Annotated in this window: 12 protein-coding genes and 5 pseudogenes; 8 read left to right on the top strand and 9 right to left on the bottom strand. The window is 67.4% G+C overall.

Annotated features, from left to right (window positions below; genetic code table 11):
- A pseudogene (locus tag ACFV3E_RS45285) lies at positions 1 to 531 on the top strand (hypothetical protein); the annotation flags it as partial.
- Between the two features lie 4 nt (positions 532 to 535).
- Positions 536 to 1,585, top strand: a complete 1,050-nt coding sequence (locus ACFV3E_RS45280; protein ID WP_500542196.1) for an SRPBCC family protein — start codon at positions 536 to 538, stop codon at positions 1,583 to 1,585.
- 75 nt (positions 1,586 to 1,660) lie between these two features.
- Here ACFV3E_RS45280 and ACFV3E_RS45275 read toward each other — a convergent pair whose 3' ends face one another.
- A complete protein-coding gene (locus ACFV3E_RS45275) occupies positions 1,661 to 2,167 on the bottom strand; it encodes a TspO/MBR family protein (RefSeq protein ID WP_500542194.1) in 507 nt (168 codons plus the stop codon).
- A 548-nt stretch (positions 2,168 to 2,715) separates the two neighbouring features.
- Here ACFV3E_RS45275 and ACFV3E_RS45270 point away from each other — a divergent pair.
- From ACFV3E_RS45270 to ACFV3E_RS45260, 3 genes and pseudogenes are all read left to right on the top strand, one after another.
- Complete coding sequence (locus ACFV3E_RS45270; protein WP_500542192.1) at positions 2,716 to 3,324, top strand: hypothetical protein; 609 nt, start codon at positions 2,716 to 2,718, stop codon at positions 3,322 to 3,324.
- Positions 3,325 to 3,687: 363 nt separating this feature from the next.
- On the top strand, positions 3,688 to 4,128 hold the full coding sequence (locus tag ACFV3E_RS45265; RefSeq protein WP_500542190.1) for a CBS domain-containing protein: 441 nt from the start codon (positions 3,688 to 3,690) through the stop codon (positions 4,126 to 4,128).
- A gap of 719 nt (positions 4,129 to 4,847) precedes the next feature.
- A pseudogene (locus ACFV3E_RS45260) lies at positions 4,848 to 5,942 on the top strand (IS630 family transposase).
- Positions 5,943 to 6,487: 545 nt separating this feature from the next.
- Here ACFV3E_RS45260 and ACFV3E_RS45255 read toward each other — a convergent pair.
- From ACFV3E_RS45255 to ku, 3 genes and pseudogenes are all read right to left on the bottom strand, one after another.
- A complete protein-coding gene (locus ACFV3E_RS45255; protein WP_500542188.1) occupies positions 6,488 to 7,444 on the bottom strand; it encodes an IS481 family transposase in 957 nt (318 codons plus the stop codon).
- Positions 7,445 to 7,546: 102 nt separating this feature from the next.
- Positions 7,547 to 7,738: a hypothetical protein gene (locus ACFV3E_RS45250; RefSeq protein ID WP_500542186.1), complete on the bottom strand. Its 192-nt coding sequence runs from the start codon at positions 7,736 to 7,738 to the stop codon at positions 7,547 to 7,549.
- Positions 7,735 to 8,275, bottom strand: a pseudogene (gene ku / locus ACFV3E_RS45245) (non-homologous end joining protein Ku). Before ku ends, ACFV3E_RS45250 begins: the two are co-directional and overlap by 4 nt.
- Before the next feature lie 202 nt (positions 8,276 to 8,477).
- On the opposite strand from ku, the gene ACFV3E_RS45240 reads away from it, so the two are divergent.
- Positions 8,478 to 9,562, top strand: a protein-coding gene (locus ACFV3E_RS45240; RefSeq protein ID WP_500542184.1) for an IS630 family transposase whose coding sequence is annotated in 2 segments (ribosomal slippage) — positions 8,478 to 8,936 and positions 8,939 to 9,562 — 1,083 coding nt in all. Because the reading frame shifts where the segments join, the coding sequence is not laid out codon by codon here.
- Positions 9,563 to 9,633: 71 nt separating this feature from the next.
- Here the strand turns inward: ACFV3E_RS45240 and ACFV3E_RS45235 are convergent.
- Entirely contained in the window at positions 9,634 to 10,239 is a 606-nt protein-coding gene (locus tag ACFV3E_RS45235) for a flavodoxin family protein (RefSeq protein ID WP_500542182.1), read from the bottom strand.
- A 208-nt stretch (positions 10,240 to 10,447) separates the two neighbouring features.
- On the opposite strand from ACFV3E_RS45235, the pseudogene ACFV3E_RS45230 reads away from it, so the two are divergent.
- Positions 10,448 to 11,306, top strand: a pseudogene (locus tag ACFV3E_RS45230) (SigB/SigF/SigG family RNA polymerase sigma factor).
- 240 nt (positions 11,307 to 11,546) lie between these two features.
- Here the strand turns inward: ACFV3E_RS45230 and ACFV3E_RS45225 are convergent.
- Positions 11,547 to 12,202, bottom strand: a pseudogene (locus ACFV3E_RS45225) (HemK2/MTQ2 family protein methyltransferase).
- Between the two features lie 52 nt (positions 12,203 to 12,254).
- Entirely contained in the window at positions 12,255 to 12,926 is a 672-nt protein-coding gene (locus ACFV3E_RS45220; protein WP_500542180.1) for an HAD family hydrolase, read from the bottom strand.
- A gap of 464 nt (positions 12,927 to 13,390) precedes the next feature.
- Here ACFV3E_RS45220 and ACFV3E_RS45215 point away from each other — a divergent pair, with 464 nt between their 5' ends.
- Positions 13,391 to 13,882, top strand: a complete 492-nt coding sequence (locus ACFV3E_RS45215; protein WP_500542178.1) for an SPW repeat protein — start codon at positions 13,391 to 13,393, stop codon at positions 13,880 to 13,882.
- A gap of 276 nt (positions 13,883 to 14,158) precedes the next feature.
- Here the strand turns inward: ACFV3E_RS45215 and ACFV3E_RS45210 are convergent, their stop codons facing one another.
- Both ACFV3E_RS45210 and ctaD read right to left on the bottom strand, forming a co-directional pair.
- Positions 14,159 to 14,536, bottom strand: coding sequence for a hypothetical protein (locus ACFV3E_RS45210; RefSeq protein WP_500542176.1), 378 nt, complete (start codon positions 14,534 to 14,536; stop codon positions 14,159 to 14,161).
- Positions 14,533 to 16,263 carry an aa3-type cytochrome oxidase subunit I gene (ctaD, locus tag ACFV3E_RS45205; protein ID WP_500542174.1) on the bottom strand — a complete coding sequence of 577 codons (1,731 nt, stop codon included), beginning with the start codon at positions 16,261 to 16,263 and terminating at the stop codon, positions 14,533 to 14,535. The genes ACFV3E_RS45210 and ctaD overlap by 4 nt, the downstream gene beginning before the upstream one ends.
- Positions 16,264 to 16,509: the final 246 nt, after the last annotated feature.

Below are 16,509 nucleotides of genomic sequence, written 5' to 3'. Positions count from 1 at the left end.
CTCCAGCCGGCGCCGGACGATCCGGAGCACCAGCACGCGGATCTGGCGCAGCCGGAGGAGGAAGAACCGGAGGACGAGTACGAGGAAGAGGAGGAGCCGGAGGAGGAAGAGCCCGAAGAAGAGGAAGGGGAGGAACCCGAGGACGAGCACGAAGCAGACGAGGAAGAACAACCTGAAGAGGAGCCGGGGGAGGAGGAAGAAGAGGAAGAGCCGGGAAAGCCCGCGCCCCGGCGTCGCCGTGCAGCCCGTGAGCTGGACGAGGACCACGATGGGGGTGCCCGGCGCGGTCGCGGACGTGAGCCCCGTCCCGAGAAGGCCGCTGCTCGCAAGGCAACTGCGACGGTTGCTCCCGCGAAGAAGACGGCGGCGAAGAAGACGGCGGCGAAGACCGCGGCTCCCGCGAAGAAGACGGCGGCGAAGAAGACATCAGCGGCGAGGAAGTCCGCGGCTCCGCCGAAGAAGACCGCAGCCAAGAAGACGACGGCCAAGAAGACGACGGCAAATAAGGCATCCCCACGGCGGCGGAGGTAGATCCATGGCCGACACGGCACCTGACACTGGAAGCGAGCAGGGCTCGGGACTTGACCAGCTGCGCGGCGCGTTCAAGGGCTTCCTGGGCGCCCAGGTGGAGCACCTTGCCGACAAGGCCGGCGACAAACTGGGTGACATCACCAGTGGACTCACGGGTGTGGCGGAGAACGGCGGTGTGCTCCCCAAGGCAGGTCTGCGGATGCTGCAAGGCGAGTCACCGGCCAAGGCTCTGATTGGCGAGAAGACGAAGAGCATCAAGGACAATGTCGTCGACAAGGTCAAGGGCGTATTCGGCGGCGGAGGTGGCAAGGGCCGCAAGTCCGGCACCCCCAAGGTCATGAACATCATCGAAGTGCTGGACGTGGGTGTGCCGCTGCGCTTCGCCTACGACCACTGGACTCAGTACGAGAAGTTCAGCAGCTTCACCAAGGGCGTCCGCAGTGCGTCACGGGGCAAGGAAGAGGACAGCGACTGGAAGGTCAAGGTGGGCCCGTCGACACGCGGGTGGAAGGCCACGACGCAGGAACAGGTGCCGGACGAGCGCATCGTGTGGACCTCGGAGGGCGCCAAGGGCACGACGCGGGGCTGTGTCAGCTTCCACGAACTGGCGCCCAGCCTCACTCGGATTGTGCTCGTGGTCGAGTACTACCCCTCCGGCTTCTTTGAGAAGACCGGAAACCTCTGGCGTGCCCAAGGACGGCGTCTGCGTCTGGACTTCAAGCACTTCCAGCGTTACGTGACCTTGACCGACGAGGAAGCGGACGGCTGGCGCGGCGAGATTCGCGACGGTGAGGTGGTCCGTACCCACGAGGAAGCCATCGAGGAAGAGGAACAGGACGCCGAAGAGGAAGGCTCGGAGGAGCCCGACGAGTACGAGGAGGAAGGCGAGTACCCCGAGGACGAAGAGAGCGACGAGGGCGAGGAAGAGGAAGAGGAAGGCGAGTACCCCGAGGACGAAGAGAGCGAGGAGGAGGACTACGAAGGCGAGGAAAACGAAGAGGGCGATGAGGAGGAGGACGAGGAAGGCGAGTCGGACCAAGAGCAGAAAGCGTGATCGCTGCTCCTAGCGGGCGAGGCAGTCACGGGCATTTTCTCGATCCTCGCGTGCCCCTGGATGATTCGTGCGCGGTTAGGGGCGTGGATTGAGGTGGGCAATCCTGGCGTTGAGCGCCGAAGCGAACCAGGACCACGCCGCGTAGGGCAAGAGCGCGGCGGCCGCGTGCAGGTCGCTGCGGGCTGCGCGGCGAATGAGGTGCAGGTTGCTGGCGTTCAAGAGTAGGGCCCCAGCCAATCCGGCACGTGGGCTGCGGGCGGCGAAGAACAGCCAGCTCCAAGTGGCGTTCAGTGAAAGGTTTACTGCCAGTGCGGTCGCTAGCCCCATCCGTTCCCGGGCGTCGGCCTGGCTCCAGGCTCGACCTCCAGACCAGGCGATGCTTGCGTACAGAGGTGTCCACGTGGCGCCGAAGGCCCACGGCGGTGGTTGCCAGGAAGGCTTGGACAGCCGCTGATACCACGTGCTGCGGGTGTCGGTTGCCGCAATGCCAATGGTGGCTGCGGCGGCTACCGTCGCGGCGGCGCCGGCATAGGGCCGCCACGCGACCCGGGTGTCTCCACCACGTTCGCTGATCAGTCTCACGTAACCGTTCTCTTTCCCCAAGCGGTCCGCGGAGGCACCGAGCGCCACGCCGGTACCCGCTCATAGCCGCCTACCTCGCTTTCCGCCTCTACGAACGGGCGACCTTGCGTCCACTTTCGTTGTCAGATCGCCGCCCTGTGACCGCTCGGGGTTTTGCCTGTGCGTCACGGGCGGGGATGCTCCAACTGTGTCGTCGTCTCCAGTGGGCGGGGGGCCGACTGCTGGAGTTACAGCCGAAGCCCGCGTCCTTCGCGCCCGACAGCGGAGACGGTCACGCAGCCCAATGAAACCGTTGGTCGGGGTCTCCGCCACCGTTGCTCCGCCGATCAGCCCAGGCCGCACCCTGCTGGGTCGTGCTAAGCGCATTGGTGGCAATACGCGGAAGGTCGGCCTGTTACGCAGGCGGTCACCAACGCGACCAGGTGGGGCCAGCGCGCTTGGATGGCCCGTTCGTACCACCCGGATGGCAAGCGACACCGCTGGGGGCCACGGTGGGAGGCATCGGCAGGGCCTGTCGACGTCCTGTGCCAATACCTGGGAGCTGAGCGATGTCCGAACGCAATACCGTGCTGCGCAGCTTGCACGACATAGGACTGGCCGCGTGGTTCGGCGGTTCGCTGATGGGCGCGGTCGGGCTGAACGGCGCGGCTCGGACCGAGGGTGGGACGTGGGAGTCCACCACCCGGATCGCTGCTTCCGGCTGGTCAAAGTGGACCCCGGTGAATGCCTCGGCGATCGGCGCCCACCTCGTCGGCAGCAGTGGTTTGCTTGCGGTCAATGCCGCCCGCGTCGTAGCCCAGCAGGGCGTCGCCGCCTCCACCCTGGCCAAAACCGTTCTGACCGGAGCGGCACTGGCTGCCACGGCCTACAGCCGCGTCCTGGGCAAGAAGCTGGAACTCGCCTCCTCCACTCGTTCCGAAGACGCGGAGAAGGCGGCCAAGCACCCGATCGAAACCGACAAGGCGCAGCGGCATCTGGCCATCATGCAGTGGGCGGTACCGGCCCTGACGGGAGGGCTGCTCATCCTCAACGCAGTCCACAACGAACAGCAGCGCCCCTCCCAGCAGGTCCAGGGCATGTGGCACAGGGCCCTATCGATCGCTCCTCACTTGCCCGCTACCCCGGACTGGCACCACCTGATGCACTCGTCAAGGTAGGCCTGCGCACGTCTCGCAAGCTGGATGCCGGTACGAGCCCGGAACCGGTGCCATCGATCAGCTGTCGCCCAGCAGGTTGGTGCATCCGGTGCCGCTGACGGTCTCATCCCCGGCGATCCCCCTGCAGATGCGAGCCGTAGGGACGAAGCCGATCCTGGAGAGAGGGGTGCCTTCTTACAGCGCGCCTCCCGTTGAACGGCAGGTTGCAGCTGGGGGTTGGAGCCACGGCAGGGCGCACGAAACGATCGATGAGATGGCTCTGACCAGCCTCACGAGCGTCCGCTGTCAACCGCACCCAACAGCCAGAATCGCAGCACGTGCAGCCCTGGAACACAGGCCCCCGCGCGGGCGAAGGAGAAAAGCATGACGGGCAACGACCAGCTCACGGCCAGGGACATCATGTCCGGCGGAGTCCAGTGTGTCGGCGCGCATCAGTCGCTCCAGGAAGCGGCAAGGATGATGCGCGACCTGAACGTCGGATGCCTGCCCATCTGCGGGGACGACAACAAACTCACGGGCCTGATCACCGACCGCGACATCGTCATCCAGTGCGACGCAGAGGGCATCGACCCCGCAACAGTCCAGGCGGGAACCCTTGCCGGTGACCTGCAATGGATCGACGCGAGCGCCGGTGCCGACGAGGCACTGCAGTTGATGGAACAGCATCAGATCAAGCGCCTGCCAGTCATCGACACCGAGCAGGGTCACCAACTGGTCGGCATGATCAGCGAAGCCGACCTCGCGCGCAACCTTACGGACACCCAGATCGCGGAATTCGTGACCCGGGTGTACGTCAACGCCTGATCCCGTGACGGGCTGCGACGCCTGCCCAGTGCACGCGTCGGGGAGGACATGGATGCACATGCAAGATGCGCCGTCTGCTCCGGCGGAGGCATCCTGAGCGTATGGAGCGGCATCGGGTGGTCGTGTATCCGCCGCCTTCTGAGGGTGGCGGTCGGCGCCTGTGCCTGGACTGCCAGGATCTCGGCATCGCGTACGACCTTCGGGACCTGATGGAGTTCCTGCGGCGTGCGGGCCCGATCCCGACTCGATCTATCTGGACGACGAGCTGTTCGACTGGCACAGCGCAGGCCCGACAATATGGTGAGTCCCCTGCCTGACCCGGTTGATGGGATCACTTGGGGCCGGGCAGGGGACCCTAAAGGGCGGCTACCCCCGCTCTGGCGGCTACACCGCCTCCGGCCAGTGGGGAAGCCGCACCGCCAGGTCGATGACCGACACCCACTCGGTTGCGGGGATCGCCCGCTCGAAAACGAATCATTCGTCGGGCCGACCGCCGCCGAAGACGGTTGCCGTCAGCACGCCGGCGGCAGCACTCGGCAGCATCCTCCCGCCCCAGGAGTGCCACCGGTGTGCCGCTGGCTCAGACACCACCACCGTGATCCGTACCGTGCAGTCGCGGTGGGAATCGGGGAGCGCAGCCGGATCCGGATTGGCGGTTACTGAGCTTTTCGGGTCGGCGTCGGGGTGACGGTGGGTGATCCCTGCGGTATGCCGGTTGTATGCGGTACGCGCAGGGAGGGGGCCTGACCGCTGAGGGGCGGGCCTTTCGTGAAGGGATCCGGCGGGAGGCCGGCGAGCGGTTCGCGCGGGGTGAGAAGACCTCGGTGATCGCGAAGGACTTACGGGTCAGTGAGCGGTCGGTGGAGCGGTGGCGTCGCGCCTGGCGTGAGGGCCTGACGGCGGGGCTGGCGTCCGTGGGTCCGGCGAAGTTGCCGAAACTGTCCGATGCGCAGTTCGCCACGCTGGAGGAGGAACTGGGCAGGGGGCCGGCCGCGCACGGCTGGGAGGACCAGCGGTGGACCCTGGCCCGGGTCCAGGCGGTCATCGTCCGGACGGACGTTTCGTGTCACCTGCTCGATCGCGGGAGTGTGGCGGCTGCTGCACCGGCACGGCTGGTCCTGGCAGAGCCCTGCCCGTCGTGCGATGGAGCGTGACGAGCATGCCGTGGAGCTGTGGAAGAAGGACGTGTGGCCGCAGGTGGAAGCACCGCGGCGGCGCTCGGGGCCTACATCGTCTTCGAGGACGAGGCCGGGTTCGCCATGACGCCGCCACACGCCCGCACGTGGGGCCGACGCGGCCACACGCCCGTGGTGAGGGTCCGAGGCCGGTCGCGGCGGCGGATCTCGATCGCTGCACTGGCCTGCTACAAGCCCGGCGAGAAGTCCCGCCTGATCTACCGTCCTCGCTTCCACATGCCCTGAAAGGGCGCCCGCAAGAGCTTCGCCTGGACCGATTACCGCGACCTCGCCGTCCGCGCTCACCTGCAGCTCGGCGCACCCATCGTTCTGGTCTGGGATAATTTGAACACTCATCGAGCGGCCGGGATGCGCCAGTACGCCGCCGACCATGACTGGCTCACCGTCTTCCAACTCCCCAGTTACGCACCCGATCTCAACCCAGTGGAGGGGATCTGGTCGTTACTTCGGCGTGGAGCCCTGGCCAACGTCGCCTTCACCGATCCCGACCACCTCACCCGCGCCCTCAGACGGGGGCTCAGCCAGATCCAGCGCCGCCCCGACATCATCGACGGCTGCCTGACCGAGACCAGACTGACCATCACCCCGCCCACGACACCAACCCGAAAAGCTCAGTAGGTGGACGGTCTGCGGCGTCCGGCAGCTCAGCCGTACCTGATGGCCAGGTCGGCCGGATCTCCGCGTCCGCCAAGATCAGCGGCCATGACCCGGTCTGGTGAAGTGGAAAAGCAGCATGGCGGGACGCTGCTTCCAGCGGCGCGGAATGTGCGGTACGCGGAGGTGACGCGGCCGATTAGGGCATCGTGCTCCGTCGGCCTCGCGCGAAGAGCCCTCGCCCGGTCCGGCGGGGGCCTCCTCAGGCCCGAAATGCTTGTGGTGCAGGTCGAGCTCTCGGACGCACCGGACAGCATCGCGCCCAGTCGCGTGATCTTCAAGCGGAAGACGCATCCGAGTGACGAGCGACCCCGCCACAGGTCAGGGAAGCACGGAGGCGAGGCCGTATATCCATCATGCGCCCGCGCCCATGATCCCGGGAGGCCCTGATCGCTACCGCAGGCGACGAAAGCGCCCGCCAGCGAACATACGGCATGGTGAACGGCGAGGCGGCGGTCACAGTGCCAGGAGCCGTCGGCCCCGAGCTCGTAGTGTTCCGCAGGCATCCGCTAGTTGTATTGACCCGCAGCGTTGTTGACGCGGCTGATCGGTGGCTTGCCTCCGAGTGCGGTGTGGCAGCGGTGGTGGTTGTAGGTGTGGAGGAAGTCTGTCAGGGCTTCGGTCCGTTCGGTGTTGCTGGTGTAGGGCCGTAGGTAGGCCCATTCGTCGAGCAGGGTGCGGTTGAAGCGTTCGACCTTGCCGTTGGTCTGCGGCCGGTAGGCGCGGGTGAGCTTGCCGGCCGCGCCGAGGTCGGCGAGGGCCTGTTGCCAGGCGAAGCTCTTGCGGTAGGGCCAGGCGTTGTCGGTCAGTACTCGCTCGATGCGGGCGATGCCCGAGGCTGCGGAGAACGCCGCGGCGCGGCGTAGGAAGCCGGCGCAGGTGGCGGCCTTCTCGTCCGCGTGGATCTCGCTGTAGGCGAGGCGGCTGTGGTCGTCGATGGCGGAGTGGACGTAGTCGAAGCCCATGCTGCTGCGCCGGGCCCGGCCGGCCTGGCGGCCGAGGACTTTGTGGCCGCCGCCGTCGGGGATCCGGCCGAGTTTCTTGACGTCGATGTGGATCAGTTCGCCTGGGCGGTCGCGTTCGTAGCGGCGGATGACCTGGCCGGTGGGCCGGTCCAGGTGGGCCAGCCGGTTCAGGCCGTGGCGGGTGAGGATCCGGTGCACGGTGGAGGCGGGCAGGCCCAGGATCGGGCCGAGGCGTGCGGGGCCGAGTTTGCGGGCCTGACGAAGCCGGCAGACCCGGGCTTCGACGGCTGCCGGGGTTCGATGCGGTGTGGTGCGGGGCCGGCTGGAGCGGTCGGCAAGGCCTGCCTCGCCCTCGGCTCGCCAGCGACGGACCCATTTGTGAGCCGTCGCGCGGGAGATACCCATTTCGGCGGCCACATGCGCGACAGGGCGACCCGCGCAGACACGCTCGACCAGCAGCCGCCTGCCGTGCACGGTCAGCCGGGCATTACGGTGGGACACGAAGACCTCCGCGTGGTGCAGTCCTAGACAGCTCCACCACACCGGAGGTCTTCGCTTTGATCAAGCACGGACCGGTGTCAACAACGCTTGTGATCAATACAGCTAGTGCTTGTTCGCCGCCCGGATGCTCGCCTCCAGCGCCGCCATCAAATCCACCGCCGTCACCGGCTCCTCGGGCTCCTCCAGGCCCGCGCCGGTCATCTTCGCGGCCACCAACTGCTCCAGCGCCGCCGCGTAATCGTCGTGCAACTCGGCGATTTCCACCCCGGCAAGCTCCAGCTCCCGGTCCGTCACCGGGGCGAGGACAGGTCGTCCGGCTCACGGATTTCCTCCGGCCACAGCAGCGTGTGCAGCACGACCATGCCGTGCCGCGAACTCAGGACCGCCAGGCGCTCCCGGGTGTGCAAGGTGACCTTGGCGACGGCAACCGTGCCGTGCCGGGCCAGCGCCTCCACCAGGAGCGCGTATGGCCGCTGCCCCTGCTCGCCGGCGGCCCCGACCCAGTAGGGCTTGGCGTAGAGCACCGGGTCGACGTCGCGCTCATCAACGAAGCCGAGGACGTCGACGGTGCGCTTCGTGGGAAGGGGGAGCGCGGCCAGGTCCTCATCGAGGAGCACGACGGTGCGGCCGTCGGGGCGCTGCCAGCCGCGCGCGATCCGACTGCGGGACCTCCGCGTCTTCGCGCTCACAGACTCTTCGGTGCCTGATGCGGGCTCCGTCACTCGCGTGGACCTGGTGGAACCCGGTGCTGTGCTCCTCGGTCGCGGCGAAAAGCTGGACGGGGATCGTGACCAGGCCGAACGAGACATAGCCCGACCACAGTGCCCTCATACGGACACCATGCAAGCCGGGGCGGTTCGCCGCGCGGGCTGCTACTCCGCCCTGGTGACCCCAAGTGCTGGCTGTACTGCGAAGCCTGCATCAAATCACCGCAGGTCGGAGATCTCGCGGCATCTGCTCGCTCAACTACTGACTTTTGAGCGGTGATGTCGTGGGGGCTGACGGAGCTTGATCGTCGCGGTATGCCGGTTGCATGAGGTATCCGCAGGGTGGTGGGCTGACGCCTGAACGGCAGGCGTTTCGCGAGCGGATCCGGATGGAGGCTGCCGAGCGGTTTGCCGCGGGCGCCTCCAACGCGGAGGTCGCCAAGGACTTACGGGTCAGTGTGCGCTCGGTGCAGCGCTGGCGCCGGGCCTGGCTGGACGCCGGCGCCGTAGGACTGCGGTCGTCGGGGCCGGTGTCCCTGCCGAAGCTGAGCGACAGGCTGTTCGCGGTGCTCGAAGAGGAACTGGCCAAGGGGCCGGTCGCGCATGGCTGGCCGGACCAGACTTGGACGCTGTCGCGGATCAAGACGCTGATCGGGCGCCGGTTCCACAAGAGCCTCACGCTCTCCGGAATCGCCCTGATGCTGCGGCGCCATGGCTGGAGCCATCAGGTTCCGGCCCGGCGGGCGCTGGAGCGTGACGAGGACCGGGTGACGGGGTGGATCAAGGAGACGTGGCCGCAGGTGGAAGCACCGCGGCGGCGCTCGGGGCCTGGCTCGTCTTCGAAGACGAGGCCGGATTCTCGATGACGCCGCCGACCCGCCGCACCTGGTCCAGGCGAGGGCACACGCCCGTCATCCGCGTCCGCGGACGCTCCCAGCGCCGGTTCTCCGTCGCTGCGCTGGCCTGCTACAAGCCCGGAGAACGCTCCCGCCTGATCTACCGGCCCAAGCGGCACGAGGACCACAAACGTGGCGGCCGGCGCAGCTTCGCCTGGACCGACTACCGCGACCTGCTGATCACAGCGCACAGGCAGCTCGGCGGCCCGATCGTTCTCATCTGGGACAACCTGAACGTGCACAAGGACGCCCGGATGCGGGCCTTCATCGACAGCCAGGACTGGCTCACCGCCCACTACCTGCCGCCCTATGCACCCGACCTGAACCCGGTCGAGGGCATCTGGTCACTGCTGCGACGCAGCTGCCAGGCCAACACCGCTTTCGCCGACCCCGAGCACCTCATCCGCGCACTCCGCCGCGGCCTCCGAAAGCTCCAGTACCGCAGCAACCTCATCGACGGCTGCCTCACCGAAACCGGACTCACCCCGACGACACCACGCCTAAAACCTCAGTAGAGGACCTGGGTCCCGGCCCCATCAGAAACCCTCATGCGCCCGCGAGGCGATCCTGCCAAGGACGACCCCTGTCACCCTGGCGGTGCGTTGAGGGGAGTCGTTGCCAGGGCCTGGGCGACGCCGTACAGGTTCGCGGCCATGGCGCGACCCGTCGTGTGGGACCAGTCGTGGCCGCGTTCGTCGTCGAGGTAGTCGGGGCCGGCCCCGGGGCCGAGGTGCCAGTACGTCCAGGCCTGGCCCGGGATGGTGTACCCCAGGGCGGCCAGCGCCCCGGAGATCTCGCTGATGACGTGGTGTGCGCCGTCCTCGTTACCGGTCACCACCACGCCGGCCACCCGGTTGTAGGCGACCGGGCGGCCACGGTCGTCCGTCTCGGACAGCATGGCGTCCATGCGCTCCAGCACACGCTGGGCGATCGACGAGGGCCTTCCCAGCCATGTGGGGGAGGCCACGATGAGGATCTCCGAGGACAGCAACTTCTCGTGGATCGCGGGCCACGCGTCTCCGGCGCCTTCGTCGCTGGTCACGCCAGGCTTGATATCGAGGTCCACGGCGCGAACGCAGTCGATGTCCACGCCGTAGGCAGCGAGCTGGTCCGCCACCACCTTCGCCAGGGCGTAGGTATTGGACGGCTGCGGCGACCGTTTGAGGGTGCAGTTGATCATGAGTGCTTTCATGCGGCTCTACCTACCTCTGGTTAAAAGCTGCGTCCCGGAAAAGTGCCGGAGTCACTCTCCCGGCCAGCGCCGGCAACGAGCCGACGGGCCGACCATGGAACCGGCCCCGAACCGCGGCGGACATCGCCTCTGAGTGCCGGCTTGGGGCAGCTGTCCCGGGGTAGCCGAAGGGCGTCTTCGGGGCAGGACACCAGGGAGGGCGGGGCACATGACGACGTTAGACCGGGCGGACCGAACAGCTCCGCGAGTCACGGCGGACCACGCACGCAGTCGTGCGCTGGAAGACGCGACGAAAGTCGCGCCGGGTGACGCCCGGCAGTTATCGAAGGCGTTCTTCAGCCGGATGGACGTGCTCGAGGAGGGGACCGCCGAGTACCAGTACGTGAGGAACACGCTCATCGAGCTCAACCTCTCGCTGATGCGCTTCGTCGCCTCGAGGTTCAGCAGCCGCGGGGAGGAGATGGAGGACATCGTCCAGGTCGGGACGATCGGGCTGATCAAAGCCATCGACCGCTTCGACCTGACGCGCGGCGTCGAGTTCACCACTTTCGCCATACCCTGCATCCTCGGCGAGATCAGGCGCTACTTCCGCGACACCAGCTGGGCCGTCCACGTGCCACGCCGTCTGCAGGAGTTGCGGATCGAGTTGGCGAAAGCGGTCGACACGTTGACCCAGACACTCGGCCGGGACCACGGCCGCCGAACTCGCGGCGCACATGGGCGTGGGGGAGGGCGAAATACGCCAGGGCATCATCTCAGCCAACGGCTACACGGCGGGTTCCCTGGACCTCGCCCTCGACTCCGACGACGAGGAGAACGGGAGCTACGCGGACTGTTTCGGTGTCGTGGACCCCGCGTTGGACGAGGTGGTGAACCTCGTCGCTCTCCGGCCGCTCATTGCCAGGCTCAGTGACCGGGACCGGCTGCTGCTGCAGATGAGGTTCGGCCAGGAGCTGACGCAGGCCCAGATTGGCGCCACTCTCGGGGTTAGCCAGATGCACGTGTCCCGCCTGCTGGCCCGGGTCCTGGCTCGCCTGCGTAGCCGGCTCGACAACGCGGATGAATGAAAGAGGCTAGGCGCGCCGACCGGGCAGCCCGAGTACCGGAAGGGAATCTGTGCCGGTGACGTCCGGGTGTGCCGGCGATGGTTGGTGTGGCACCACGGGTACGTGCGGCTGCGGCGGCAGGCGCACACGGCCACGACGAAGCGGTCGGAACGCACGACGCGGCCGTGGTCCAGGATCACCTCGACGGGGCCCTCGATCAGGTCGGGCCGTCCGGGGTGATGGCCACGCGTCGGCGCTGGTTCACCGTTCACGTTCGGCACGGATCACCACCAGCTCTTCCTTCTCTTCCCCTGCGGCTATCAGCCCTTGGGCCTCCAGCCATGCCGACCGGTCGCGCAGCACAGGGCCGAAGGGGATGTACCGGCGCTCGGTGACCGCGGCCCGCAGTCCGGCGTGACGCAGCCGGCCCAGGGTGCGCTCGACACCGCAGAGAGCCGAGTGGACCAGGAGCAGGACTCCTCCCGGGGCGAGCAATGGCGGCGCGTCGGAGCAGATCCGGTCCAGCAGCGCCCGGCCGTCGGACCCCGCATCCCACGCCAGGGCGCGACCGCGGGTCGGGAGGCCCGCCTGCGGCGACGGGACGTACGGCGGATTGGCCGTGATCAGGCCGAAGCGCCGGCCCGTCACGGGTGAGCAGAGGTCGCCGCGCAGGACCTTGACGCGCAGGCCGTTGAGGCGGGCGTTGAGCCACGTGGTGCACACCGCGCTGACGGATGCGTCCACGGCGTCACCTGCGCGGCGCCGCGCTCGGCGGCGGTCAGGGCCAGCGCGCCGCTGCCCGTCCCCAGGTCGAGGACGTCGGCATTGTCGTCGAGACGCTCCCGTTTCAGCGCGTCTTCGAGGAGGAGCGTGTCGTCCTGGGGGTGGTACACCCCTGGTGGGCACAAAAGCCACATACGACACGACTACCCGCATGTCCGCGGTCAAACGGCGGGTCCACGAGCCAGGTCATTGCCATATGGGACTGCTGTCGAGGGAAGTGAGCACGTCGCGTGGGTAGCGGTGCACGGCGGCGGCGCCCGCCTCCTCCAGCTCGGCGCGGCCGATGCCACCGGAGAGAAGCGCCACGCAGGGCACTCCCACCTTCCCGGCGGCCTTGATGTCCCACACTGTGTCCCCCACGAAGACCGCCCGGTCCGCAGGTACGCCCGCCCGTTCCAGGGCCTGCGCGACCAGGTCGGGTGCCGGTTTGCTCGCGGAGACGTCGTCTTGGCTGGTGGCGTCTGCGATGACGTCGTCGGCGTCGAGGGCGGCCCGCATCACGGCGAGCTCCTTGCCGTCGGCCGATGTGGCCAGGACAACCCGGAAGCGGCGGGCCGCCAGCGCGCGCAGCAGGTCCGCGGCACCGTCCAGAGGGGCGAGCGCGGGGCCGTAAGCGCCGTACAGGGCCTTGTGGGCGTCGCTGATCGGGTCATCCTCGCTGCGGTCGCGCTCCTTGCTCAGCAGGCGTTCCAGGAGATGGTCGGATCCCATGCCGATGCAGCGGTGGATGTCCGCCATCGACACTGTGTGTCCGGCCTGCCGGAACGCCTCCCACCACGAGACCGTGTGGAGGTAGTTGCTGTCGACGAGGGTGCCGTCCATGTCGAAGAGCGCGGCGCGCTCTGCCACGTCCCCCATGATGACCGCTCCTTCCGCTCGGCTACCGGAGTGGTTCACGACAGGGCGGCTACCCGTCACCGCTGCGGATAGACGCACGCCGTCTGCCTGCGGCCGCAACCCCCTCCGCCAAGTTGCATACGGAGATGCGCGTCAGCACTCTGCGGCAGCAGCCAGCCGGATCACCTCGTGGCGCTGGGCGGTCGTCAGCCAGGGCAATGCGGTTGACGAAGCACTCAGCGGCCTCCCTGTCATCAGCCGGCCATGAACAACAGCGCCGGGGATCGTCGAGGCGGGAGCCCGGGCTTTCGCCGTCGCAGGTCAGGCAATGCCCGGAGCTCCCCGTGTGCACGTCTGTGCGTACTGACGTTGCCGTCGGTGGCGAGATCGTCGCGCATCGTGTCTGCTCAAAATGACCGGACTCGGAGGCCTGAGTCCGGGTAAGCGGTTACAGAGTATGACCGAAATCGTAGGAGATGATCCGTATGTCGCGTACACAACCCGGCATCGAGCAGCACCCCGATCTGCTGGAACTTCGTGCCGATTACGAGCGTGCGACCGCGACCAATCGCGGTCAGGCCATAGAGGCCATGGCTCTGCTCACGGGCTTCTATCTGGCCGCTTCACCGTGGATCGCGGGCTTCAACGCGCTGTTGGGCTTCAACGCGCTGTCGACGATCGCTGTCAACAACCTCATCGCCGGTATCGCGTATGCCCTGCTCATGGGCGGGGTTGGGCGAGGTTTCGAGCGCACTCACTCCAAGGCCTGGGCTGCGGCAATCATTGCCCTGTGGACGATCATTTCGCCCTGGTCCGTCGCGGGAGATGTCAGCACTTGGCGCACCATCACAAACAACGTGATCGTCGGGGTGATCGGCCTGGCGCTCGCGCTCGCTGCCGCAGCAACGCGTCCCGGGCATGCTCGCACCCAAGAGCACGACATGTCACACGCCCCTGGACCTATGAGGCATGGATGAACTGAACGGCCAGCGCGTCCGTTGGTCTGTCAACACGGCCAGGTTGATCGGCCTCGAACAGCACCTGCTCCTCTGACAGGGCCTGCCAACCCACCGGCTGCGCTGCTCACTGCACCTAGCGCGTCTCACCGGCTGCGGAGTCACCCGTCGCGCCGATGTCGCTGATGCCCCGGGGGCATGCGGGACTCGTTGGTCGTGAGCGAGCGCGAGGGCGTAGCGGCGCAGGCGCCCGGGGCTGGTGTCGAGATCGGTACCACGGGGTTCGGTGAGCGCGGGTCAGTGGCCGGCGAAGATCAGCAGGAGCGGTACCGGGACGCAGACTGCCGCAGCGACCAAGGCGACCGCCACAACCCGCCGCAGGAGCCGCCTCCGCAACGCACTGTAGCGTCGGTTGTACTCACTGCTTAGCTCGCGCTCGCGCTCCGAGATGAGTGTCACCGCCGCACAGGTCTGGTCGAGGCGGTCGGCGACGTACAACCGGAGCACTTCTCTACGTTGCGCGGTAGTCAGCCAGGGCATGCGGTCGGCAAAAGTCTCGGCCGCGGCTTTGGCGTCGCTGATCGCGGCGTGCCACGACAGAAAATTCTCACATTGGGCGATGCCCGAAACGACCGTCGGACCGCCGTCCGCACCAGAGAGGCCGCGCCACTTCATGTCTGATCGCTCTCGCCGAGCGGCTTGGCCACTCCCATGCCGGGTTCGATGACGTCGCGGCGGCCGGCGTTCTGTTCCTGGTCGAGAGCGGCGACGTCGGGGTGGTGCAGGTCGAAGGCGGGGGATTCGGAGCGGATCTTCGGCAGAGTGAGGAAGTTGTGGCGTGGTGGCGGGCACGAGGTGGCCCATTCCAGGGACCTGCCGAAGCCCCACGGGTCGTCCACCTCGACCGGGCGGCCGTAGCGGGCGGACTTCCACACGTTGAACAGGAACGGCAGGGTCGACAGGCCCAGCAAGAAGGCGGCGATGGAGGAGATGGTGTTCAGGGTGGTGAAGCCGTCGGCGGCCAGGTAGTCGGCGTACCGGCGGGGCATGCCCTCTGCGCCGAGCCAGTGCTGCACCAGGAAGGTGCCGTGGAAGCCGATGAACAGTGTCCAGAAGTGGATCTTGCCGAGGCGTTCGTCGAGCATTTTCCCGGTGAACTTGGGCCACCAGAAGTGGAAGCCGGCGAACATGGCGAAGACCACGGTGCCGAAGACCACGTAGTGGAAGTGAGCGACCACGAAGTAGGAGTCCGTGACGTGGAAGTCCAGGGGCGGGGAAGCGAGGATGACGCCGGTCAGGCCGCCGAACAGGAACGTGACCAAGAAGCCGATCGACCACAGCATGGGAGTTTCGAAGCTGAGGCTGCCCTTCCACATGGTGCCGATCCAGTTGAAGAACTTCACCCCGGTCGGCACGGCGATCAGGTAGGTCATGAACGCGAAGAACGGCAGCAGGACGGCGCCGGTGGCGAACATGTGGTGCGCCCAGACGGTTGCCGACAGGCCGGCGATGGAGATGGTCGCCGCAATCAGGCTCACGTAACCGAATACGGGCTTGCGGGAGAAGACCGGGATGACCTCGGTGACGATGCCGAAGAACGGCAGCGCGATGATGTACACCTCCGGGTGGCCGAAGAACCAGAACAGGTGCTGCCACAGCAGCGGCCCACCGTTTTCCGGGTCGTAGACGTGCGCGCCGAACTTGCGGTCCGCGTAGAGAACGAGCAGGGCGGCGGCCAGTACTGGGAACGCGAACAGCACCAGCACTGAGGTCAGCAGGATGTTCCAGGTGAAGATCGGCATCCGGAACATCGTCATGCCGGGGCAGCGCATGCAGATGATCGTGGTGATGAAGTTGACCGCGCCGAGGATGGTGCCGAATCCGGACATCGCCAGACCCAGCACCCACATGTTGCCCCCCGCATACGGGGTGTGTTCGCCGCCGGACAGCGGGGTGTAGGCCGTCCAGCCGAAGTCCGCGGCACCCTGAGTGGTGAAGAAGCCGGCCACGGCGATCAACGACCCGAACAGGAACAGCCAGTACGACAACATGTTCAGTCGGGGGAAGGCCACATCGGGGGAGCCGATCTGCAGCGGCATGATGGCGTTGGCGAACCCGGCGAACAGCGGCGTTGCGAACATCAGCAGCATCATCGTGCCGTGCATGGTGAACGCCTGGTTGTACTGCTCGTTCGACATGATCTGGATACCTGGCCGGGCCAGCTCCGCCCGCATCAGCAACGCCAGCACGCCGGCGATGAGGAAGAACCCAAAGCCGCTGGCCAGATAGAGCGACCCGATCTTCTTGTGGTCCGTCGTGGTGAGCCAGTCGACGATCACCGCCCCGGGACGGCGCCGCACCAGCGCCGCCTGCTCCTCGATCGATGTCACCTGCAACGACATGGATTCTCCGCCCTCGCTGTCGGCGCTCGCTCGAAGCCCTATGCGCGTTCGCGCGAAAGTCTGCGGCTGTGCAATCCACTTTGATAGCGGCCCTGGCCTCTGGGCGTTCCGAATTGGGCCGTAAGTGGGTGTGGCGGTCAATCATCCGCCGGTCTGGTTTCTGATATCTCATGTGGGCGGCCTTGTCCGGTGGTGGCCGGCCGGCGGGGGGGCCCCCGCCGCACGGGGGGGGGCCCCCCCCCCCCC

This window comes from Streptomyces sp. NPDC059718 (assembly GCF_042733315.1).
Classification (GTDB): Bacteria; Actinomycetota; Actinomycetes; order Streptomycetales; family Streptomycetaceae; genus Actinacidiphila.
Note: the sequence above shows the minus strand (reverse complement) of the source record. Positions and strands in the feature narration are given on the sequence as shown.

What these genes read in the sequence shown, in the direction of transcription:
- ACFV3E_RS45270 (WP_500542192.1), top strand. Translation starts at nt 2,716, where the DNA reads ATGTCCGAACGCAATACCGTGCTGCGCAGCTTGCACGACATAGGACTG.
- ACFV3E_RS45215 (WP_500542178.1), top strand. Translation starts at nt 13,391, where the DNA reads ATGTCGCGTACACAACCCGGCATCGAGCAGCACCCCGATCTGCTGGAA.
- ACFV3E_RS45210 (WP_500542176.1), bottom strand. Translation starts at nt 14,536, where the DNA reads ATGAAGTGGCGCGGCCTCTCTGGTGCGGACGGCGGTCCGACGGTCGTT.
- ACFV3E_RS45235 (WP_500542182.1), bottom strand. Translation starts at nt 10,239, where the DNA reads ATGAAAGCACTCATGATCAACTGCACCCTCAAACGGTCGCCGCAGCCG.
- ctaD (WP_500542174.1), bottom strand. Translation starts at nt 16,263, where the DNA reads ATGTCGTTGCAGGTGACATCGATCGAGGAGCAGGCGGCGCTGGTGCGG.
- ACFV3E_RS45265 (WP_500542190.1), top strand. Translation starts at nt 3,688, where the DNA reads ATGACGGGCAACGACCAGCTCACGGCCAGGGACATCATGTCCGGCGGA.
- ACFV3E_RS45220 (WP_500542180.1), bottom strand. Translation starts at nt 12,926, where the DNA reads ATGGGGGACGTGGCAGAGCGCGCCGCGCTCTTCGACATGGACGGCACC.
- ACFV3E_RS45280 (WP_500542196.1), top strand. Translation starts at nt 536, where the DNA reads ATGGCCGACACGGCACCTGACACTGGAAGCGAGCAGGGCTCGGGACTT.